Annotated in this window: 15 protein-coding genes; 8 read left to right on the top strand and 7 right to left on the bottom strand. The window is 69.3% G+C overall.

Annotation, left to right across the window (positions count from 1 at the left end; translation table 11 throughout):
• Positions 1-237 precede the first annotated feature (237 nt).
• Positions 238-990 carry a hypothetical protein gene (locus PIQ37_RS15320; protein ID WP_342074099.1) on the top strand — a complete coding sequence of 251 codons (753 nt, stop codon included), beginning with the start codon at positions 238-240 and terminating at the stop codon, positions 988-990.
• Positions 991-1,026: 36 nt separating this feature from the next.
• On the opposite strand, the gene PIQ37_RS15315 is transcribed toward PIQ37_RS15320, so the two are convergent.
• The 6 genes from PIQ37_RS15315 to PIQ37_RS15290 all read right to left on the bottom strand — a co-directional run bounded on the left by PIQ37_RS15315 (position 1,027) and on the right by PIQ37_RS15290 (position 12,705).
• The gene (locus tag PIQ37_RS15315; protein ID WP_342074098.1) at positions 1,027-2,880 is read right to left on the bottom strand and encodes a methyl-accepting chemotaxis protein; all 1,854 of its coding nucleotides are present in this window, start codon (positions 2,878-2,880) and stop codon (positions 1,027-1,029) included.
• A gap of 312 nt (positions 2,881-3,192) precedes the next feature.
• Entirely contained in the window at positions 3,193-5,664 is a 2,472-nt protein-coding gene (locus PIQ37_RS15310; protein WP_407136772.1) for a membrane-bound PQQ-dependent dehydrogenase, glucose/quinate/shikimate family, read from the bottom strand.
• Positions 5,665-5,968: 304 nt separating this feature from the next.
• Entirely contained in the window at positions 5,969-7,339 is a 1,371-nt protein-coding gene (otsA, locus tag PIQ37_RS15305) for an alpha,alpha-trehalose-phosphate synthase (UDP-forming) (RefSeq protein WP_017916188.1), read from the bottom strand.
• Positions 7,336-9,117, bottom strand: coding sequence for a glycoside hydrolase family 15 protein (locus PIQ37_RS15300; protein WP_342074097.1), 1,782 nt, complete (start codon positions 9,115-9,117; stop codon positions 7,336-7,338). Before PIQ37_RS15300 ends, otsA begins: the two co-directional genes overlap by 4 nt.
• A 76-nt stretch (positions 9,118-9,193) precedes the next feature.
• Positions 9,194-9,946 (bottom strand): trehalose-phosphatase, encoded by a 753-nt coding sequence (gene otsB / locus PIQ37_RS15295; RefSeq protein ID WP_342074096.1) that lies wholly within the window; start codon positions 9,944-9,946, stop codon positions 9,194-9,196.
• A 320-nt stretch (positions 9,947-10,266) separates the two neighbouring features.
• The gene (locus tag PIQ37_RS15290) at positions 10,267-12,705 is read right to left on the bottom strand and encodes a TonB-dependent receptor plug domain-containing protein (RefSeq protein ID WP_342074095.1); all 2,439 of its coding nucleotides are present in this window, start codon (positions 12,703-12,705) and stop codon (positions 10,267-10,269) included.
• A gap of 244 nt (positions 12,706-12,949) precedes the next feature.
• On the opposite strand from PIQ37_RS15290, the gene PIQ37_RS15285 reads away from it, so the two are divergent.
• From PIQ37_RS15285 to PIQ37_RS15265, 5 genes are all read left to right on the top strand, one after another.
• Positions 12,950-13,429, top strand: a complete 480-nt coding sequence (locus PIQ37_RS15285; protein WP_342074094.1) for a DUF3574 domain-containing protein — start codon at positions 12,950-12,952, stop codon at positions 13,427-13,429.
• Positions 13,430-13,529: 100 nt separating this feature from the next.
• The gene (locus tag PIQ37_RS15280) at positions 13,530-13,949 is read left to right on the top strand and encodes a GNAT family N-acetyltransferase (protein WP_342074093.1); all 420 of its coding nucleotides are present in this window, start codon (positions 13,530-13,532) and stop codon (positions 13,947-13,949) included.
• Positions 13,950-14,055: 106 nt separating this feature from the next.
• Entirely contained in the window at positions 14,056-15,654 is a 1,599-nt protein-coding gene (locus PIQ37_RS15275; RefSeq protein WP_342074092.1) for a hypothetical protein, read from the top strand.
• A 54-nt stretch (positions 15,655-15,708) separates the two neighbouring features.
• Entirely contained in the window at positions 15,709-16,914 is a 1,206-nt protein-coding gene (locus PIQ37_RS15270; RefSeq protein WP_342074091.1) for a lysozyme inhibitor LprI family protein, read from the top strand.
• 139 nt (positions 16,915-17,053) lie between these two features.
• Entirely contained in the window at positions 17,054-17,887 is an 834-nt protein-coding gene (locus PIQ37_RS15265) for a DUF3014 domain-containing protein (protein ID WP_342074090.1), read from the top strand.
• 268 nt (positions 17,888-18,155) lie between these two features.
• Here PIQ37_RS15265 and PIQ37_RS15260 read toward each other — a convergent pair whose 3' ends face one another.
• Complete coding sequence (locus PIQ37_RS15260; protein ID WP_342074089.1) at positions 18,156-18,860, bottom strand: glutathione S-transferase; 705 nt, start codon at positions 18,858-18,860, stop codon at positions 18,156-18,158.
• 218 nt (positions 18,861-19,078) lie between these two features.
• Between PIQ37_RS15260 and clpB the strand changes: the two genes are divergently transcribed.
• Positions 19,079-21,664 (top strand): ATP-dependent chaperone ClpB, encoded by a 2,586-nt coding sequence (gene clpB, locus PIQ37_RS15255; protein WP_342074088.1) that lies wholly within the window; start codon positions 19,079-19,081, stop codon positions 21,662-21,664.
• Complete coding sequence (locus PIQ37_RS15250) at positions 21,664-22,314, top strand: HAD-IA family hydrolase (protein ID WP_342074087.1); 651 nt, start codon at positions 21,664-21,666, stop codon at positions 22,312-22,314. The genes clpB and PIQ37_RS15250 overlap by 1 nt, the downstream gene beginning before the upstream one ends.
• The last annotated feature ends 172 nt before the right edge of the window (positions 22,315-22,486 follow it).

The following is a 22,486-nucleotide window of genomic DNA, read 5'->3' as shown; positions in this document are numbered from 1 at the left end:
CGGCGCGTCCGATCGGCTGTTTCCTTGCGCGAATCCATCGCCGCGGGTTCACAAGTGCCTGCGGTGGCCGTTCTTGACGGACGGGCCACACACGCGATCGGACCGGCAACGATGGAGATGCCTCTGCTGCTTCTGCTGGCAAGGCGCTGGCAGCGGCGTCCGTCAGCCTCCTTGGCAGATAGCACCGTGGTGCCCCCCGTTTCCACGCTCCCACACCCGCCCGAGAGGAGTTCCGCTATGCCCAGTCCTACGCCTGCGCGGCTGATCCATCCAAGCAATCGCGTGTTCGGCACGATCGATATCAAGAACTACAGATTTGTCGGCGAGCAGTTGCCCAGTACCTACTACATGAGCGGAACGGGCCCGTTCATCCGCTTGCGCCCATTGCATCGATCCGGTTTCGCCATCTACGAAAGGCCGACGCGCGTGGTGGGGCTCTATGTTGGCGACTGGGACCGGGACGACACCTTCGCGCAGAACATCCAGAATGTGGCGCTGTATCGCGAACTCGGCGCAAATGCAGCCGACATCGCCGCCAGCATCGAACGCCTGAAACTGGTCGCGCGACGCACCGACGAGATCATTCAGCAGAATACCGCTCAGCCACTGGAGTTGAACGACGCCGTCGTCTTCGTCAACGAGGGCGCCTTGGCCGGAACAGTGTGGGGCGGCGACAAGCAAAAGACCGGCAACGTGTACAAGCCGTTGAAGGTGGTCGATGCAACCGGCCCCAGCAAGAAGGCCCATGCCGGTCATGCCTTCGCCACGCGCGAGGCGGTGGAGCGGTTCTATGCCGATTACTACCCGCATGTGCTGGGGCAATTGATGCTGCTCGGGCAGGCCCAGCAATCCTTCGTTTCGCAAGCGCCCAATGGCGATGACGTCGTGACGGTCATCAATACCGACACCGGGTACTTTCCTCAGAGCGAGTTTCCCACCCGCGCCAGCCAGTTGCAGTTCCTGCTCCAGCAATTCATGAGCTTTGCCTGATCCTGGACAAGGCGGGCGGTCGTCGCGTGCGTCGCCTCAATACGTACGGCGCAGCAGTGGGGTGACATTGCTGCCGCCCGGCCGCCCTTGTCCCGTCTCGAGCCGGAACACGCCGACCGCCGCAGCCAGGCCGCCGGCCTGCTCCTCCATGCTGCGCGCGGCGGCGGTGGCTTCCTCGACCAGGGCGGCGTTGCGCTGGGTCACTTCGTCCAGTTGCGCCACGGTGCGGTTGACCTGTTCGATGCCGCTGGACTGCTCGCCGCTGGCGGCGCTGATCTCGCCGATCAGGCCGGTCACCCGCTGCACAGAACCGACGATCTCGTGCATGGTCGCGCCGGCGCGGTTGACCAGGGCGGCGCCTTCGCCGACGGTGCGCGTGGACGCCTCGATCAGATCCTTGATCTCCTTGGCCGCATCGGCCGAGCGCTGCGCCAGCGACCGCACTTCCGAGGCGACCACGGCGAACCCGCGGCCCTGTTCGCCGGCGCGCGCCGCTTCCACCGCGGCGTTGAGCGCCAGGATGTTGGTCTGGAAGGCGATGCCATCGATCACGCCGATGATCTCGCCGATGCGCTGCGAGGACGTGCTGATCGCACGCATCGTCGCCACCACCTCGTCCATCACCTGGCCGCCGGAACGGGCGACCTCGCCGGTGTTCTGCACCAGGCCGTTGGCCTGCTGCGCGTTGTCGGCGTTCTGCTTCACCGCCGAGGTCAACTCTTCCATCGAGCTGGCGGTCTCCTCCAGGCTCGCCGCCTGCTGTTCGGTGCGGTCGGACAGGTCGGTATTGCCTGCGGCGATCTCCGAGGCGGCGCGGCGGATCGTGTCGGCCGACTCCTGGATCCCGACGATGATCTCGGTGAGCTTGGCGACGGTGCGGTTGGTGTCCTCGCGCAAGCGCGCGAACACGCCCTGCGCCTGGCCGTCGACGCGGTGGGTGAGGTCGCCTTCGGCCAGCGCCGTCAGCGCCCCGGCCAGTTCCGCCAGGTTGCTCTCCACCCCATCGGAGATGCGGTTGACGCCCTCGGCCAGCGACTTGAGGACGCCGTCCATCGCCGCGGTCTCGATGCGCTGGCTGAAATCGCCGTGCGCGGCGGCCTCGATCACCGTGGCCAGCGCCTGTTCGGCGGCGACCTGCGCGGTTACCTCTTCCCATTGCGCGATGGTGCCCAGGCGGTGGCCGTCGGCGTCATTGATCGGGCTGTACACGAAATCGATCTGGCGGCCGAAGAACGGCGCGCGCACGCGCTTGGAGCCGGTCAGCGCGCGCATGCGATCGATCGCCGCCTGGCTGTCCGGATAGATGTCGCCGATGCTGCCGCCGACGAACTGTTCGGCGCGGAATTCGGGGCGGAAGCGCTGCACGTCCGGTTCGATGGTGCGCAGCATCTGCAGCAGCTTGCGGTTGGCGAAATGCACGCGGCCATCGTCGTCGGCGATGCGCACCATGGTGTCGAGATCGTCCAGCGCCTGGATCACGAAACGGCCGTGGCGCAGTTCCGCCTCGGTCTGCGCCTGGCGTGCCGCCAGCGCCTGTTGCGCGTTCTGCAGCGCGCGCAGCAGCGCCACCTCGGCCGTGTCCCCGAGCACTTCCACACGCTGCTCGAAGCGGCCTTCGCCCAGTGCCTGCAGCGCCTGCGTGGCGCGTTCCAGGGCGCGTGGCGCGCTGCGTCTGCCGAGCCAGACCAGTGCCGCGGCTGCGGCCACGGCGAGCAGCAGCGCCGGCAGCAACCGCGGCAATGCCGATCCGTTGGCTCCCACTGTGCGGCCGACGTGCAACGCATAGCCGGCCAGCGCCAGCAGGACCAGGACATGGGACAGGGCGAGCAGCGCCGAACGCGGGCGCAGCCAGGAGGCGGTGGGGTGGAGAGCGGCGGTTGGCGAGGGCATGGTCTGCACCGGCTGGGAAACAACGGGCAACGCCGCGAGGGCGATGCAATCGCGCGGGGGTTCATCCAGTATCGGCGTATCACCGCGCCGGCTTGATCGCCTTCACCTGCCGTTCGTCGGAAACTTTACATGGCCTGAACGCGCGCTGCTTGGTGCCAAAGGCGTGATGGTGTGCTGCAGTGCAGCAGGTGATTGACTCAGTGCCGCGCGCAGGAAGCGGCTCGGGCGAGCCCTGAAAATCAGCGCCAGGGCGGCGATACGCCACCGGCCGCATGCGTGCGGCCGGTGGCGGGGTAAGGTTGCGTTGCCTACTTACTTCGCCGGCGTCGCCGCGTCGGGCAGGGTCCAGGCGATCACGCTGTCGCCGGCCTTGGTCTCCATGCGGTCGTGGCCGCCGATCGCGGCGACGATGTACTGCTTGCCATCGACGGTGTAGCTCAGCGGCGCGGCCTGCGGGCCGGCCGGCACGCGCACTTCCCACAGCAGCTTGCCGGTCTGGGTGTCGTAGCCGCGCAGGAAGTTGTCCAGCGCCGCGCCGATGAAGGTCACGCCGCCGGCGGTGGCCAGCGAGCCGCTGTTATTGGGCGTGCCCAGTTCGAACTTCATCTTCGAGGGAATGCCCATCGGGCCCTGGTCGTAGCCGGTGCCCAGCGGACGCCGCCAGATCACCTGCTGGGTGCGCAGGTCCACGCCGGAGATGTAGCCCCACGGCGGCGCCACGCACGGGGTGTTGAGCGGCGACATCCACGGCTCCTTGCGCGCGCCGTAGGGTAGGCCTTCCTGGGCCATGTAGCCGGGTGTCTTGCTCTTGCCGTTGAACACCGACACCACGCCCAGCGCCTGCATTTCCTTTCGCGGATACACGTGCTCGGTGTAGGGCAGGCGATTGCTGTTCATCACCATGATGCCGCGCTGCAGGTCCACCGACACGCCGCCCCAGTTGATGCCGCCGTGGTTGCCGGTGAAGGCCAGCGAACCGCCCAGGCTGGGCGGGGTGAACATGCCCTCGTAGCGCAGCCGCTTGAACTGGATGCGGCAGGCCAACTGGTCGAACGGGGTGATGCCCCAGGCATCGGATTCGACGATGGTCTCGTAGTCCTTGCTCGGCGCGCCCACGGTATTGGGCATGCCCGGCGACACCGGCTGGGTCTTGGCGGTCCAGTCGCCGTGGTCGGTGCCCTGCGGCACCGGGATCTGCTGCACCGGCATGATCGGCGCCCCGGTTTCGCGGTCGAGCACGAACACCTGGCCGGACTTGGTGGCCTGGATCACCGCCGGGCGAGTGCCGCCGCCGGGTACCGGGAAATCCACCAGGTTCGGCTGCGGGCCGATGTCGTAGTCCCACAGGTCGTGGTTGATGGTGCGGAAGTGCCAGCGTTCCTTGCCGGTGGCCGCATCCAGCGCGACCAGCGAAGCGGTGTACTCCTCTTCCTGCGGGGTGCGCTGCTTGCCAAAGAAATCGCCGGAGGCGTTGCCGGTGGGCAGGTAGACCAGGCCCAACTGGTCGTCGGCGGCCATCAGCGACCACACGTTCGGGGTCGAGCGGGTGTAGGTCTGGCCGGCCGGCGGCGCCGCGTCGATCGCCGGGTTGCCCAGGTCCCAGGCCCAGCGCAACTGCCCGCTGATCGCGTCGAAGGCGCGCACCACGCCGGACGGCGCGTCGCGTTCCTGGCCGTCGCGGATCTGCCCGGTGGGCTGGATCACCACGCCGCGCATCACCACCGGCGGCGAGGTGGGGCCGACGAAGCCGGGCTTGGTGTTGCCGGTGTCCTTGTTCAGATCGACATAGCCGTGCGTGCCGAAGCTGTCGCAGAGCTTGCCGGTCATCGCATCGAGCGCGCCGAGGCGGCCGTCCACCATCGGCCAGAAGATGCGCTTGGCGCATTCCGCCACCGGCGTGGTCGCCTCGAAGTAGGACACGCCGCGGCAGGTGGTGGCGGCGACGCCGGCCATGGCCTTGGGATTGGTCTGCGGATCGAAGCGCCAGCGCTCCTTGCCGGTGGTGGCCTCCACTGCGATCACCTTTTGCGTGGGCGTGCAGATGTAGACCAGGTCGCCGACCTTCAGCGGGGTGTTCTGGAATGCGTAGCCGAGCTTGGAGCCGGCCGGCTTGAGGTCGCCGGTGTGGAATTCCCAGGCGATCTTCAGGTCCTTGACGTTGTCCGGGGTGATCTGTGCGCCGGGGCTGTAGTGGTTGGACAGGTTGGACCCGGCATAGGCGGTCCAGTTGCCGGCATCGTGGTTGCCGGCGACGTTGCGGTCGGGGCTGTCCACGGTCGCGCGGCTGAAGGCGGCCTGCGGACGCTGCGCGGCGAGGCCGGGGTCGGCCAGTTCCACCGTGCGCGGGAACAGCAGCGGCACGAACACCAGCGCCGCGCCGAGCACCGGCAGCACGCCGGCGACCAGCAGGTAGCCGATGCCGGACACGGGCGCCAAACGCCAGCGCGCGACCCTCCAGAACGGCAAAAGCAGCAGGCCCAGCACCGAGATCATCGCCAGACGCGGAATCAGCGCCCAGCCGTCCAGGCCGACCTCGGCCAGAGCCCAGGCGATGGTCGCGGCCAGGGTGACGCCGAACAGCCACAGGCCGATGCGGCGGCCGAGCGCGAGCAGCACGCCGGACGCGGCCAGCGCCACGCCGGCGAGCAGGTAGTACCAGGAGCCGCCGACGGCGGCGAGTTGCCCGCCCATGACGGCGAGGGCGACGCCGATCACGGCGATGAGGAGGGCATAGCCGGCGAACAGCCAGCGGCCGGCTCCATTCGGTGGGGGAGAAACGGTCATGAGCGAAACATCCGACGAGGATCCCTGGCGCGTGGCGCGACTGGCGGCGATGCAGGCGATCGTGGGGGGAGAGGCGAGCGCGGGGTCGAGAGGACGGCGCGCATCGCAAGGCAGCGACCGCGCTGCCGCGTTCTCGGAAAGCGCGGAACCGGCGCGGCACGTGCGGCCTATTTTAGGCGGTGCAGGTCGTCGGGCCGTGATGGCATGCGGAACACTGCGTCATGCGGTGCAGGGAGACGGCGCATGGCGCGATCGTGCGGCGCGCAGGCGCTGCGCGCCGCGTGGTGCAACGCGTGTGCCGCGGCTAGCGCACGCTCTCCAGCGCCTGCAGATAGCGCTGGCGCCATGCGTTGATGTCGTGCTTGCGCAGGTGGTCCATCATCGCCTGCCAGCGTTCGATGCGCTTGGCCTTGGGCAACGACGCGCCGGTGGCGATGGCATCGGCGACGCCGTCCAGGTCGTGCGGATTGACCAGCAGCGCTTCCTTCAGCTCGTCAGCGGCGCCGGCCAGCAGCGACAGCACCAGCACGCCGGGATTCTCCGGATCCTGCGCGGCCACGTATTCCTTGGCCACCAGGTTCATGCCGTCGCGCAGCGGCGTCACCAGGCCGACCTGCGCGGCGCGGTAGAAGCCGGTCAGGGTGGCGTGGGTGAAGTTGCGGTTGACGTAGCGCAGCGGCGTCCAGTCCGGCTCGGCGTGACCGCCGTTGATGTGGCCGGCGATCTGCTCGAGCTGGTTGCGCAACTGCTTGTATTCGGTGACGTCGCCGCGCGAGACCGGGGCGATCTGCAGGTAGGTGAGGCTGCCGCGCTGGTCGGCATGCCGCTCCAGGTAGCGCTCGAAGCCGAGGAAGCGTTCCGGCAGGCCCTTGGAGTAGTCCAGCCGGTCCACGCCGATCGCCAGCTGGCGATCGCGCAGGCTGCTGCGCAGGTCGCGCACCGCCGGCTTGGACATCGCTGCGCGCGCCTGCTGCGCGATCAGTTCGGTGTCGATGCCGATCGGGAACATGGCCGCGCGGAACCGGCGCCCGCCCGGCGCTTCCAGCACGCCATCCTTGATCACCTTGCCGCCGCCGAACAGGCGCACGTAGGCCTGGAAGCGGTCGACGTCGCGGCGCGTCTGGAAGCCGATCAGGTCGTAGGCGTAGAAGCCGGAGAACAGCCGCGCGTGGTCCGGCAGTGCCTGGATCAGGTCGGCGGAGGGGAACGGCACGTGCAGGAAGAAGCCGATGCGGCAGCCGATGCCGCGCTCGCGCAGCAGCGAGGCCAGCGGGATCAGGTGATAATCGTGGATCCACACCGTGTCGTCCTCGCGCAGCAGCGGCGCGAGCTTGTCGGCGAACATGGCGTTGACCCGGCGGTAGCCCTCGCGCGTGGCGCGGTCGTAGTCGACCAGGTCCAGGCGGAAGTGCAGCAGCGGCCACAGCGTGCGGTTGGCGAAGCCGTTGTAGTACGCGTCCAGGTCGGCGCGATTCAGATCCATGGTGACGAAGCGGATGTCGCCCTGGGTCTGCTCGTGCATGGCGCCGCTGTCGCCGCGCACGGTCTTGCCGCTCCAGCCGAACCACACGCCGCCGCGCTCCTTCAGCGCCGCCAGCAAGCCCACCGCCAGGCCGCCGGCGCGGTTCTCGCCGGGCAAGGCCACGCGGTTGGATACCACCACCAGTCTGCTCATGATGCCTCCTGCCAACTGCGCGACAAGCGCATGGCGGCGATGATCAGGCCGACATGCGAATAGGTCTGCGGGAAATTGCCCCAGGCTTCGCCGTTGTCAAAGGCCAGATCCTCCGACAGCAGGCCAAGGTGATTGCGCCGAGCGAGGATGCGCTCGAACAGCTCGCGCGCCTCCTCCTTGCGGCCGATCGCGGCCAGGGCGTCGATGTACCAGAACGTGCAGATGGTGAAGCTGGTCTCCGGTTCGCCGAAATCGTCCGGCGCCACGTAGCGGTACAGCGCATCGCCATGCTTCAGGTCGCGGCCGATCGCCTCGACCGTGGCGATGAAGCGCGGATCGTCCGGGGCGATGAAGCCGATGTCGGCCAGCAACAGCAGCGACGCGTCCAGCCGGTGGCCGTTGAAGGTGTCGGTGAAGTGGCCCAGCTCCGTGCTCCAGGCCTCGGCCAGCACGCGTGCGTGGATGCGCTCGGCGCGGTCGCGCCAGTGCGCCACGCGTTCGTCCAGGCCCAGCCGCGCGGCGATCTTGGCCAGGCGGTCGCAGGCGGCCCAGCACATCGCGCTGGTGTAGGTGTGCACCTCGGCGCGGCCGCGGAACTCCCACAGGCCGGCATCGGGCACGTCGTGCAGTTCGAACGCGCGCTCGCCCAGCGGCTCCAGGCGCAGGAAGGTGTGGGTATCGCCGGGATCCTTCAGGCGCAGGTCGAAGAACAACTGCGTGGAGGCCAGCACCACGCTGCCGTAGACGTCGTGCTGCTTCTGGATCCAGGCCAGGTTGCCGCGCCGCACAGGGCCCATGCCGCGGTAGCCGGCCAGCGACTCGACCTCGTGTTCTTCCAGCGCCGCCTCGAAGCCGATGCCGTAGAGCGGCTGCAGGCTGCCGTCGGTGGTGGCGATGTTGAAGATGTAGCCGAGGAATTGCTCCATCGTGCGGGTGGCGCCGAGCCGGTTCAGCGCGCGCACCACGAAGGCGGCATCGCGCAGCCAGCAGTAGCGGTAGTCCCAGTTGCGCGGGGTGTCCGGCGCTTCCGGGATGGAGGTGGTCATCGCCGCGATGATCGCGCCGCTGTCCTCGTACTGGCACAGCTTCAGGGTGATCGCGCTGCGGATCACCGCGTCCTGCCAGTCCAGCGGCACCGACAGGTAGCGTACCCACTCGCGCCAGTATTCCTCGGTGCGTTCCTGCGCTTCCTGGATGTAGCCGGTCAGCGAGCGGGTCAGCGATTCGTCCACGCCCAGCATCAGGTTGACCGGGTGGTTGAGCACGAACGGCAGTTCGTCGCGGATGAAGCGCACCGGCACGTCGGTGGTCAGGCGCAGGGTGAAGTCCGGCAGCAGCCAGCGCACGTGGTTGCTGCCCCAGGTGCTCTCCGGCTGGCGCGCGCCCCAGTCGGCCAGCGGCCTGGCCAGCACGCGGATGCGCGGGTTGCCGGCCAGCGGCCGCACCTGGCGGATGATGCTGACCGGGCGATAGAAGCGGCCGTGGTTGCGCCAGCGCGGCGCGAAGTCGATCACCTCCACCGCGCCGCCATGGGCGTCGCGCAGCACGGTGCGCAGGATCGCGGTGTTGGCCAGGTAGTGCTGATCGCTGTCGACGAAGTCTTCCAGTTCGATGCTGAAATCGCCGCCGGGGTGCGCGCGCGGGGAGAGCAGGGCGCAGAACGCCGGATCGCCGTCGAAGGCCGGCAGGCAGCTCCACACCACGCTGGCCCGTTTGTCGATCAGGGCGCCGAAGCTGCCGTTGCCGATGACGCCGAGGTCGAGATTGGGGGAACTCATGGAGCGGTCGGGTCCTTGTGCGGAAGCAGTGGGGGAAGCGGCCACGGGGCGCAGGTGGGCGGGCGTGGTGACGGCCTCATCCGGCGTTATCGCGCAGCCAGGCGTGTACGCCGCGTGGATCGGGCAGCGCATAGGTGGCGACGCTGTCGGCGCGGGTGCCGACCAGCACGCTCCAGCCACCGGCCTGGTTGGCCGCGGCGAAGCCGAATTCGTCGGTGAGGTCGTCGCCGACGAACACCGGGCGGCGCCCGCGGAACGGCGGTTGCTGCAGCAGCGTGGTCAGCGCCACGCCCTTGTCGCTGCCCTCGGGCACGAACTCGACCACGTGGTCGCCGGGCTGCAGGCGGTAGCCGGGCAGGTCGGCGAGCTGTTCGCGCGCGAACGCCAGCACGGCCTCGGCCGCGCTCGGCGCCGCACGCCAGTGCAGGGCCACGCTGGCGCCCTTGTCCTCGACCAGCACGCCCGGATGCGCCTGGCGCAGGTGCGCGGCACGCGCATGCAGCGCATGCAGAAACTCGGAGGTATCGGCGGGCATCGCCGCCTGAGCGTCGGCGTCGCTGCGCAGTTCGTGGCCGTGCAGGCCCGCGGCGGGCAGCCGCAGCGGCGCGAACAAGGCGTCCAGTTGCGTCAGCGGACGTCCGCTGACCAGCGCCACCGCGCCACCGAGGCGCTGGTGCAGGCGGCCGATCGCCTCACGCACCTCGGGCAACAGCTGCACCTGGTCGGGGCGTTCGGCAAAGGCGATGAGGGTGCCGTCCACGTCCAGGAACAATGCGCAGGCATCGTCCAGACGCGGCGGCGGCGGTCGGAGGGGGAGCGCGTCTGCCATCCCATCATCATGAACGGGATGGCGTTAGCGTCAGGTGGATTGGGGCGGGGATTCGGGATTCGGGAGTGGGGATTCGCAAAAGCGAGCGCCTGGCGGCTGCGGCTGTCCGCACGTGCCGGGATTGGAAGAGTGGGGATTCCAGATTGGCTAGCGCTCTGCGAGCGCCGACGCACCGTCCTTGCCAATCCCTAATCCCGACTCCCGAATCCCGGCTGTCTGCAGATGCCGGGATTGGGGTCGGGATTGGATAGCGCTCCACGAGCGCCGACGCACCGCTTCTACGAATCCCCAATCCCGACTCCCGAATCCCGGCACCTCAGTCAGAAGGTGTACCGCACCCGCCCATAGTAGTAAGCGCCATTGCTGCCGATCGGCGAGAGCACGTCGTAGGGCAGGTTGCCGAAGTAGGCGATGTCCGGCTTGGAGCGGTCGGCGTAGGCGTCGGTGAGGTTCTGTCCGCCCACCGCCACGCTCCACTGCGGAGTGAGGTGGTACTCGACCTCGGCGTCGAGTTGCCACTTGGCGCTGTAGGTCTGCTCCGGGGCGAAGCCGCCGCCGAAGTCGAACACGCGGGTGGCGCTGCCGTAGCGGGTGACGCGGGTCTGCAGCGACCAGCGCGCGTCGCTCCAGTTCGCCGCCAGCTGCGCGCGGGTGCGCGGGGTCGCCTCGGTCAGGGTGTTGCGCTCTTCCACGCCGAACAACACGTAGTCCGGATTCAGCGCCAGCAACTGCGCCGGCGTGGCCACCACGTTCTCCAGCTCGGTCTTGGCGTAGCTCCAGGTGCCGGTCAACTGCAGTTGGCCCTGGCCCAGCGCCTGCCGCCAGTTGCTGACCAGTTCGGCACCGCGGGTGCGGGTGTCGGCGGCGTTGACGAAGAAGCTGGCGCTCTGCAGGCCGGTGATGCCGAAGCGCTGCGCGACGAAGTCGGTCAGGGCGTCGCCGTCGATGCTTTCCGACAACGCGATGCGCTTGTCGATGTCGATCTGGAACAGGTCCAGCGACAGGTCGAAGTGGCTGCCGACGCGGCTGGTGAAGCCCAGGCTGTAGTTGCGCGACTTTTCCGGCTGCAGCGTGCGCGCGCCCAGCGCCTGCGCGATCGGGTTGTCGACCGAGAGCAGGCGGCCCTGCAGCAACTGCCCGTTGGCGTTGTAGCCGGTGGAACTGGCCTCGTAGCCGATCTGGCTCAGCGACGGCGCGCGGAAGTTGTTGGAGATGGCGCCGCGCAGGGCGAACGCGGGGACGAACTCGTAGCGCGCGGCCAGCTTGCCGGTCAGTTCGCCGCCGAAGTCCTGGTAGTGCTCGTAGCGCGCGGCCAGATCGGTGGAGAGCTTGTCGCCGAACTGGCTGGACACGCTGGCGTAGACGCTGGCGACGTTGCGCGACAGGTCGGCCGCATCCTGCGGGGTCAGGCCGCCGCCGGCCTGGGCGCCGGTGGGGCGGTCGGTGTAGGGGCCGGCGGCGTAGCTGGCCGGGTCGCCCGGACGGGTGCGGTAGTGCTCGCGGCGCAGCTCCACGCCGGTGCCCACGGTGTGGGTGGCGCCGGCGGCGTCGAAGCTGCGGCTCAGGTCGAGGTTGGCCACGCCCTGCTCGAAGGCGTAGTCGCCGGTCTTGAAGCGGGTCGGGCTGCCCGGGCCCAGCGAGGCGTTGAGCGAGTGCTTGAGCCGGTAGGTGAAGTCGTTGCGGCCGTAGTCGAGGCTGGCGTCGTAGGCCCATTCGCCCCATTGCCCGCGTGCGCCGAGCACCGCCTGCAGGTCGCGGTTCTCGCCCAGCGACACCGGGCGGTAGCCCTGCGGATACACCTGCGTCCAGTTGGCGGCGCCGTCGGGGTAGCGGAAGTAGTTGGCGCCCTGCGTGTCGCGCTGGTTGTAGGTACCGAAGGCATAGACCTCGCTGCCCTGGCCGAACGGCAGCTTGCCGTTGATCCAGGCGTTGAGATCCTTGCTGGCGCCGTCGCCGAGTTCATAGTTGCGCTTGCCGGCCAGCGCCAGGTTGGCCGGGGTCTGTTCCTCGAACGGCGGGATCTGGTCGAAGCCGGCACGGTTGGTGGCCTCGTGGTTCTTCAGTTCCAGGCCGACCTTGAAGAAACCGCCATCCTCGCCCAGGCGCGTGCCGACCTTGCCGCTGGCATAGCCGGTCTGGCCGTCGGTGAGGGTGCGGTGGATCGGCTTGACGTCGGTGTGGTTGGCGCCGTAGCTGGCCTCCAGCGCACCGCTGTCCGGGTCGTCGTCGAGGATCACGTTGATCACCCCGGCCACCGCGTCGGAACCGTACTGCGCGCCGGCACCGTCGCGCAGCACTTCGATGCGCTTGATCGCGCTGATCGGGATGGCGTTGAAGTCCACCGGCGTGGTGCCCTTGCCGATCTTGCTGTCGGTGTTGACCAGCGCCGAGGTGTGGCGGCGCTTGCCGTTGACCAGCACCAGTACCTGGTCGGGCGAGAGCCCGCGCAGCTGTGCGGCGCGCACGTGGTCGGCGCCGCCGGAGTTGGACTGGCGCGGGAAGTTGAAGGACGGCAGCAGCGCCTGCAGCGCGCTGCCGAGTTCGCCGTTGACCACGCCGGCCTTGCGGATGTCCTCGGCGCTGAGCACGTCCACCGGGGCGGTGGATTCGAGCACGGTGCGGCCGCTGGCGCGGGTGCCGGTGACGATCACCGTGTCCAGATTGGTCGCGGTGGCCGGGGCGGCGTCCTGGGCGAACGCGGGGGCCGCCAGGGCCAGGGCGATGGCCAGGCTCAGCGGCCTGACGAACGGGGACGACATGGGGGTTCTCTCCTGAAACGATGACCATCAAGACCGGCCGCGCCGGCCATGGCGGCGACTGGGGTCGGCAAAGGTTGCTGCATCCATCCGGATGAAGCGATATATTAGCCCGATGTTAAGGCGATGTGCGAGCCGCGTGTTCGGTGCCGTGGGGCATGAGCTCATGCCCTGTAGTTATCCGGGCACGTCCTGCGTCTGGCCTACGATCGCCTGTCCCATTTCCGTTCCGACCGAGACCTTGCCGATGCTGCTGCGCGCCCCGTTGATCGCCGTCCTCCTGGCCCTGAGCGCCTGCGCCAGCGTCGCCCCGTCCGCGCCCACCGCGCCGAGCAAGGTCAGCGCGACGCTGCAGGGCGATGCGGCGCGGCCGGCGCAGGCGAGCGGCTGGGTGCGCAGCGAGTTGTATTTCGGCGTGGGCGAGGAGAGCGGCCCGGCCGACCGCCCGCAGGCCGAGCCGATCAGCGAGGCGCGCTGGCGCGCGTTCCTGGACAAGGAGGTCACGCCGCGCTTTCCCGATGGCCTGACCGTGTTCGACGCCTACGGCCAGTGGCTGTTCCGCGGCGCCAAGGAGCCGAACCGGCTCAACACCAAGGTGCTGGTGATCCTGCACGAGGACACCCCGCAGCGCCGCGCCGACATCGAGGCGATCCGGCTGGCGTGGAAGCAGGCCACCGGGCACCAGTCGGTGCTGTGGGCGCGGCAGGCGGTGGACGTGTCGTTTTGACTGCGGAGATTCGGGAGTGGGGAATGGGGATTCGCAAGGGCGGACCGCGGTGACTGTTGGGTCGTTCGTGATTCGGCCGGGGGAGTTGGACGATCCGGCGGTGCGGGGGTTGCTGGAGTACCACCTGCAGCAGATGCAGGCGCAGTCGCCGCCGGGGAGCGTGTATGCGCTGGATCTTTCCGGTCTGCGGCGCACCGATGTGCGGGTGTGGAGCGTGTGGCGCGACGATGCGCTGGCCGCAGTCGGTGCGCTGCGGGTGCTTGGCGAGGGCGGCGGCGAATTGAAGTCGATGCGCACGCATCCGGCGTTCCTGCGCCAGGGCGCGGCAGCGGCCCTGCTCGACCACCTCATCGCGATCGCCCGTGCCGACGGCCTGCAGCGCCTGAGCCTGGAGACCGGCAGCGGCGCGGCGTTCGAGCCGGCGCTGGCGTTGTATCGCCGGCGCGGCTTCCGCAACGGGCCGGCGTTCGGCGACTACGTGCCGAGCGCGTTCAACCAGTTCCTGCATCTGCCGTTGTAGCCGCCGCGCCGCGCCGTCGCCGGAAAACGGCATCCTGCGCGTGCAGCGCTCCGTCGGCACCGCTTCCCCTTACCATCCTTCGACCCCCAACGCCGCCACTGCCCGCATGTCCACTCCCGCTCCTGTCTCGCCGCGTCTGCGTTGGTTCGTCGCCGGCGACCTCAACGGCTTCTTCGGCCTGGTGGTCGACAACCTGTCGATCCTCGGCTTCATCACCCTGGCGCTGGTGGGAATCTTCCAGTTCCCCGCCGAGGTCATCTACACCCGGATGATTCCCGGTACCGCCTTCGGCGTGCTGGTCGGCAACCTGCTCTACACCTGGATGGCGCGGCGGCTGGCCGCGCGCAGCGGGCGCAGCGATGTCACCGCGATGCCGCTGGGCCTGGACGCGCCGACCAGCATCGGCATGGCCCTGCTGGTGCTCGGTCCGGCGTTCGTGCGCTACAAGCAGCAGGGCCTGGACCCGCAGGCCGCGGCGCTGGCCACCTGGCACCTGGGCATGGCGTCCCTGGTGGTGATGGGCATGCTGAAGACGGTGCTGTCGTTCTTCGGCGATGCGGTGACCCGCGCACTGCCACGCGCCGCGCTGCTCGGCTCCATCGCCGGCATCGCCATCGTGCTGATGGGCTTCCTGCCGCTGCTGGAGGCGCTGCGCACGCCGCTGGTCGGGCTGGTGGTGCTGGGCCTGCTGCTGTACGTGCTGATCGCCAAGGGGCGGCTGCCATGGCGCCTGCCGGGGGTGCCGCTGGCGCTGGCGTTGGGTACCGGTCTGTACTACTGGGCCAATGCCGCGGGGATCGGCATTCCCGGCCACCAGGCGCCGCAGTGGATCGCGCCGCAACTGGTGTTGCCGTGGCCGAGCCTGGGGTTCGTCACCGGCCTGCCCGACACGGTGCCGCTGCTGCCGTTGCTGCTGCCGTTCGGCCTGCTGATGGTGGTCGGCGGCATCAACGTCAGCGAAAGCGCACGCGCCGCCGGCGACGACTACCGCACCCGCGACATCCTGCTGGTCGAGGCCGGCGCGACCCTGATCGCCGGTGTCTGCGGTGGCGTCGCCCAGACCACGCCGTACATCGGCCAACCGGCCTACAAGCACATGGGCGCGCGCAGCGGCTACACCTTGCTCACCGGTTTGTTCATCGGCCTGGGCGGCATGTTCGGGCTGGTCGCCGGCCTGGTGCAGTGGCTGCCGATGGCGGTGCTGGCGCCGATCATCGTCTACGTCGCCATCGACATCACCACCCAGGCCTTTCAGGCCACGCCCAAGCGCCACGCCGGGGCAATGGTGCTGGGTTTTCTGCCGTCGGTGGCGTACCTGCTGGCGATCAAGGCGCCGGGCTGGATCGCCCCGGAGCAGCTGGCGAAACTCACCACCACCCTGGACGGCCACGGCCTGCCGGAACTGGCGGTGATCCTGACCCTGGGCAACGGCTTCATCATCACCGCGATGCTGTGGATCGCCACGGTGGCGGCGATGGTCGACGGCCGCCTGCGCCGTGCCGCCGTGTTCCTGCTGGTAGCGGCTGGGCTGACCCTGTTCGGGCTGATCCACTCGGTGGATCCGCGCGGTGGCCTGTACCTGCCGTGGACGCTGAGCGGCGTGCCGAAGCTGATCGCCTGGCAGTTCGTCGGCGGCTACCTGGTGCTGGCCGCGCTGCTCGGCCTGCTGTCGTTGCAGAAGCCGCGCGCGGTGCTGCTGGACTGACGGCGGCGCGACAATCGGTGCCGGGATCGCAACGATGCACGAGAGGAGGAAGGCATGAACGCTCGCCCTGGCCTGCGCATGAGCGCGCTGGCACTGCTGCTGGCGCTGGGCTGGATGCCCGAGGCCGGCGCGGTGTCGTTCGACTGCAGCAATGCATCCACGGCGGTGGAGCGGCTGTTGTGCACGGACAAGCGGTTGGACGCCACGGAGGAATGGCTGGCCCTGCGCTATGCGGCGCTGCGCGACGTGGTCCCGGCGGCGCAGCGGCCTGGCGTGCGCAACGCGCAGCGCGACTGGCTGGCGCAGCGTCAGAGCTGCCTGGCCGAGACCGATCCGGGTGCCTGCCTGAAACAGCGAATGGAGGCGCGGGTGCGCGCGCTGGACGCCGAATTCGCGCCGCAGGCGGCGCGCTTCGACCGCATCGTCGCCAGCATTCCCACCGCGCCGGCGGCGGCGGCGGCGCAGCTGCGCGCCTACGATGGCGGTCTGGCCTCGGCCTGGCTGGTGTACCTGCATCGCTTCGTGCCGGCGGCCGGGGTGCAGGCGGCCGAAGCGCGTGCCCGGTTTGCGTCCGCAAGCACCGCGCTGAGGCAGCAGGACGGGGTGTCCGCCGGGTTGCTCGACACGTCCGAGCCGACCAGCCGACAGGCCGGGGAAGCGCGCGACCTGACGTTGTTGCGGCTGTGGATCGAACGCAGCGGCTATACGCCGGATGCGGCTACGCAGCCGAATCCGCGTCCCTACGTGCATTGTTTTGTGTTCGCCGCGCAGGGCGAGGCGGCCTACGACGCCATGGGCCCGCTGTACGGTTCCAGCCGCGATCTTTCCGCACCGATCTGCCGGCCGTTGCCCGGCCTGTTCGATCAACCCGCATGGACGCGGTTGCAGCAGGCGTTCGGCAGCCTGGTGGATCGCGTGTCCGACGACGCCGGCACGATGCGCTACGCGGATTTCGCCGCATGGCGGGTGCTGTCGTTGCAGGCCACGGTATCGCCGCTGTTGTTGCTGAAGCAGCCCAAGGGCGCGGAGCCGCCCGGCGATCCGGCCGCCGCCATCGCCGCGTGGCACGACGCGAGCCTGTGGCCGCAGGCCGATCGCAAGGCGGCATTGGCGGCCCTGCAGCCGGCGCGGACTGCCACGGCGCAATGGATGATCGCGCACAAGGCGATGCCGGCGTCGCAGGCCGACCGCGTCGCGGCCGCGCTGGTCGCCGATTGGGTCGGCGCGCGCATCGCCTTTGCCGAGGGCCCGCAGGGGTAATCGTGGCGGGCGCGGCGCTGCCGGGGCGCTGGCGCCTCGCGCAAGGCGTGCATCGAGACTGAACGCCAGCCGTCGCGCGCTGGAACCGGTGCGCATCGCGGCGGTCACACCTCCATTGTCCGATGGAGATGTGCATCCCATGCAGCCGCGTCACTCGTTCTGGCCGTGGATCCTGGTCGCCGTGCTGGTAGCCGCCGCCGCGGCCTGGTTGTTCCGCGACAACATCGCCGCGCTGTGGCCCGCCGCTGCGCCCGCACCTGCCGCGGTCGCGCCGCCGCCCGCCGCGGTCGCGCCGGCAACGCCTGCCGCGCCTGCCGCGGCGGCAACGCCACCGCCGATCCAGCACCCCATCGATGCCGCGGAAGCCGCCGACGCGGCGATTCCGGCCCTGGCCGCCAGCGACGATGCCGCCTGGGCGGCACTGCGCATGCTGGTAGGCGGTGACGCACCGCTGGCGCTGCTGCTGCGCGACCACCTGATCCAGCGCCTGGTGACCATGGTCGACAACCTGACCCAGCGCCGCGTCACGGCCCGCTCCCTGGCGCTCAGGCAGGTGCCGGGCGAGTTGCAGGTGAGCACCGATGCCAACGGCACCAGCGTCATCGCCGACGCCAACGCACAGCGCTATGCGCCCTACGTGGAGGCGTTCACCCGCGCCGATCCGGGCACGGCGGTGGCGGCCTATCGCCGCTTCTATCCGCTGTTCCAGCAGGCCTATGTGGAGTTGGGCTATCCGCAGGGCTACTTCAACGATCGCCTGGTGCAGGTGATCGACCACCTGCTGCAGACCCCGACGCCGACCGCGCCGCTGGCGGTTGAGGTCGACCCGGTGCGCGGCAAGTACCGTTTCGTCGATCCGGCGCTGGAGTCGCTGTCGATCGGGCAGAAGGCGCTGCTGCGCATGGGTCCGACCCAGGCCGCCGCGGTCAAGGCGCAATTGCGCGCGGTGCGCGAGGCCCTGACGCGGACCTGAGCGATAGAGTGAGCCACGAGGCGCGTGCCTCATAGTGCGGCCGCGTCTTCGGGCTCGGTCCCGCGTTTGCGCGCCGGCATACGCTGCAGCGATTTTTGGTTTTTCGTAGGAGCGGCTTTAGCCGCGACAGGCGTCACCGATAATGCCTGTCGCGGCTAAAGCCGCTCCTACAGCCGCGATGCTTCTATTGCGTCATCCCGTCGGTGCTGCGGTTTGACGGCTGCTTTCCGACGGCCGCCGCGCGCCGATGACAACGCTGCAATCCTACTCAGCCATCCAACTCCGGGTAATGCCGGAAGATGCCGTTCTCGTTGAACGGCAGGCGCCGCGGCGAGGCGAGGTAGGTGGCGATGCCCGGGCGCTCGCACACGCGCTGCTGCAGCGCGCGCAGCCGTGGCAGCTTCGGCGAGAGTTTTTTCATCGCCTGCGGGAAGGCGTAGTCCAGCCCGCTCATCAGCTGGAACAGCGACAGGTCCACGTAAGAATGCTCGCGCAGCGCGTGGCGCCCGCCACCCTGGTCCAGCACCTGCTCGAAATAGCCGAGGAACTTCGGCAGCCGCTGTTTGCGCAGGTCCTCGGCACGGCGCCGCGCTTCGGCTTGCTGGTCTTGGTAGTACAGCGCGCTGGCGATGGGATGGTGGCTGTCGTGGACCTCGGTCACCAGATCGGCGATGGTCAACTGCAGTTGCAGGGCCTGCAGTCGCCGCGATTCGCTTTCCGGCACCAGGCCCAGCGGCGGGCCGAGGTAGTGCAGGATGTTGGCGACCTGGGCGATCACCAGCCGGCCGGCCTTGAGAAACGGCGGCGCGAACGGGCGTGCGCCGGCATGGGCGCCGTCGAGGAAGGGCTGCAGCGCCGCGTCGCCCTGCTCGCGGGCCACGTCGCGATAGCCGGCGCCGGCATCCTCCAGCGCCAGCCGCACGAACTCGCCGCGGCCCTGGATGCCGGTCCAGTAGTAGAGCTCGTAGTGCATGGCGGGGCCTGTGCGTGGGGACGGGAGCGCCGAGGGTAGCCGCCCTTGCGGTAGCGGCGTGTGACTGGCCGGTGCCAAAGTGCGGCGAACGGCACACCGGGTCGCGTTGCTCCTGCGTAGCGTATACAGACGTCTTGGACGGCCTTGAAACACGGGCGGACAGCCGCATTTTGCTGGCATGCCGGCACGGCCGGCCCTTTCATTCAGAGGACTTCCCGATGCGGATGGACAAGCTCACCTCGCGCTTCCAGCAGGCCCTGGCCGACGCGCAGTCGCTGGCCGTGGGCCGCGACCACACCATCATCGAGCCGGTGCACGTGTTCGTCGCGCTGCTCGACCAGGCCGGCGGCAGCACCCGGCCGTTGCTGGCGCAGGCCGGTGTCAACGTGCCGGTGCTGCGCGAGCGGCTCGGCGAGGCGCTGGACAAGCTGCCCAAGGTCAGCGGCCAGCCCGGCAACGTGTCGCTGGGCAACGACCTCAGCCGCCTGCTCAACCAGACCGACAAGCTGGCGCAGCAGCACAACGACCAGTTCATCGCCAGCGAGTGGTTCGTGCTGGCCGCCGCCGACGACAGCGGTGCGCTGGGCCTGGCGCTGCGCGCGGCCGGCGCCGACAAGAAGAAGCTCGAGGCCGCCATCGACAAGCTGCGCGGCGGCGAGACCGTGCAGTCGGAGAACGCCGAGGAACAGCGCCAGGCGCTGGAGAAGTACACCATCGACCTCACCGCGCGCGCCGAGAGCGGCAAGCTCGATCCGGTGATCGGCCGCGACGAGGAAATCCGCCGCACCGTGCAGGTGCTGCAGCGGCGCACCAAGAACAACCCGGTGCTGATCGGCGAGCCCGGCGTCGGCAAGACCGCCATCGTCGAGGGCCTGGCCCAGCGCATCGTCAACGGCGAAGTGCCCGAAGGCCTGCGCGACAAGCGCGTGCTGTCGCTGGACATGGGCGCGCTGATCGCCGGCGCCAAGTTCCGCGGCGAGTTCGAGGAGCGGCTCAAGGGCGTGCTCAACGATCTGTCCAAGAACGAGGGCCAGATCATCCTGTTCATCGACGAACTGCACACCATGGTCGGTGCCGGCAAGGCCGATGGCGCCATGGACGCGGGCAACATGCTCAAGCCGGCGCTGGCGCGCGGCGAGCTGCACTGCATCGGCGCCACCACCCTGGACGAGTACCGCAAGTACATCGAGAAGGACGCTGCGCTGGAGCGGCGCTTTCAGAAGGTGTTCGTCGGCGAGCCGAGCGTGGAGGACACCATCGCCATCCTGCGCGGGCTCAAGGAGCGCTACGCGGTGCACCACGGGGTGGAGATCACCGACCCGGCGATCGTCGCCGCGGCGACGTTGTCCAACCGCTACATCACCGACCGCCAGTTGCCGGACAAGGCCATCGACCTGATGGACGAGGCGGCCAGCCGCATCCGCATGGAGATCGACTCCAAGCCGGAGGAACTGGACCGCCTGGAGCGGCGCCTGATCCAGCTCAAGATCCAGCGCGAGATGCTGAAGAAGGAGAAGGACGAGGCTTCGCGGCAGCGCCTGGCCGACCTGGAGAGCGACATCGACAAGCTCGAGCGCGAGTTCTCCGATCTGGACGAGGTGTGGAAGTCGGAGAAGGCGGCGTTGCAGGGCGCGACCAAGATCAAGGAGCAGATCGAGCAGGCGCGCGTCGAGCTGGAAGCGGCGCAGCGGCGCCAGGACTACGCCAAGATGAGCGAGATCCAGTACGGCCTGCTGCCGAACCTGGAGAAGCAGCTGGCCGCGGCCAACGAGGCCGAACAGCACGATTTCAAGCTGGTGCAGGACCGCGTCACCGCCGAAGAGATCGCCGAGGTGGTGTCGCGCTGGACCGGCATCCCGGTCAACAAGATGCTCGAGGGCGAGCGCGACAAGCTGTTGCGCATGGAGGACGAACTGCACCAGCGCGTGGTCGGCCAGGAAGAGGCGATCAAGGTGGTGTCCGACGCGGTGCGCCGCTCGCGCGCTGGTCTGTCCGATCCGAACCGGCCCAGTGGCTCGTTCCTGTTCCTGGGCCCCACCGGCGTCGGCAAGACCGAGCTGTGCAAGGCGTTGGCCGAGTTTCTGTTCGACAGCAGCGACGCGATGATCCGCATCGACATGAGCGAGTTCATGGAGAAGCACTCTGTGGCGCGGCTGATCGGTGCGCCTCCGGGCTATGTCGGCTATGAGGAAGGCGGCTACCTGACCGAGGCGGTGCGGCGTCGGCCGTATTCGCTGATCCTGCTCGACGAGGTCGAGAAGGCGCACAGCGACGTGTTCAACATCCTGCTGCAGGTGCTCGACGACGGTCGCCTCACCGATGGACAGGGCCGCACCGTGGACTTCCGCAACACCGTCATCGTGATGACCTCCAACCTCGGTTCGCACCAGATCCAGGAGCTGAGCGGCGACGGCAGCGCCGAGGCCTACACGCAGATGAAGGCGGCGGTGATGGGCGTGGTGCAGGCGCACTTCCGTCCGGAATTCATCAACCGCCTGGACGACATCGTGGTGTTCCATCCGCTGGACAAGGCGCAGATCAAGTCGATCGCGCGCATCCAGCTGCATGGCCTGGAGAAGCGCCTGGCCGAGCGCGGGCTGAAGATCGAACTGAGCGACCGCGCGCTGGAACTGCTCGGCAACGTCGGTTTCGACCCGGTGTACGGTGCGCGGCCGCTGAAGCGCGCGATCCAGGCGCAACTGGAGAATCCGCTGGCGCAGCAGATCCTGTCCGGCCAGTTCCTCAGCGGCGACACCATCAAGATCGAGGCCGAGGGCGGCAAGCTGGTGTTCGAGAAGGCCTGATGGGTTCCATCGCGCAGGCGCGTTCCGCTGCATCGGCGGCGCGCGCCCTGCTGGTGGACATGGACGGCGTGCTGCGGCTGTGGCCCGACGACGACGCGGCACTGGAACGCGCGCACGGCGTGCCGCCGGGCAGTCTGCGTGCGGTGGCGTTCGCGCCGGCGCTGCTGGAACCGGCGATCCGCGGCACGACCAGCGACCCGCAATGGCGGGCCGAGGTGGCTGCGCGCCTCGCCGCGCTGGCGCCCGAGGCCGTCGTCGCGGCCTTGGTCGCCGCGTGGTCCGCGCCGACGGCGGCCCGCCTCAACCAGCCCGTGCTGGCGCTGCTGCGACAGGCGCGCCAGCGCGTGCCCGTGGTGTTGCTGAGCAATGCCACCTCGCGCCTGCCGCACGATCTGCAGGCGCTGGGCATCGCCGACGCGTTCGATGCCGTGGTGAATTCGAGCGAGGTCGGCGCGATCAAGCCGGAGCCGGCGATCTTCCTGCATGCGCTGGCGCACCTCGGGATGGCCGCGGACGAGGTGCTGTTCGTCGATGACACGGCGGCCCATGTCGAGGCGGCACGCGCCCTGGGCCTGCGCGCCGAGCGTTACGTCGGCGTCGAGGCATTGCGTGCCTGGCTGTTCGCCCAGGGCGTGCTCGGCGACGACTGAGGCCGGCATGCGTCCGCGGCATCGGCGACCGTGCCGCGCTCAGCGCGCGGCGGCGTGACGATCGGCTGGGACCCTCGTGCCGGCAGCAGGCTGGTGCTGGCGGCTCGCCAGGCAGCGTGCGCAGCGATTGCGCGGGCGATAGCGACTAGTTCGCCAAGCATCCCGCGCGGCG

This window comes from Xanthomonas protegens (assembly GCF_038442435.1).
GTDB classification, from domain to species: domain Bacteria; phylum Pseudomonadota; class Gammaproteobacteria; order Xanthomonadales; family Xanthomonadaceae; genus Xanthomonas_A; species Xanthomonas_A sontii.
This window is presented reverse-complemented; position numbering and strand designations above follow the sequence as displayed.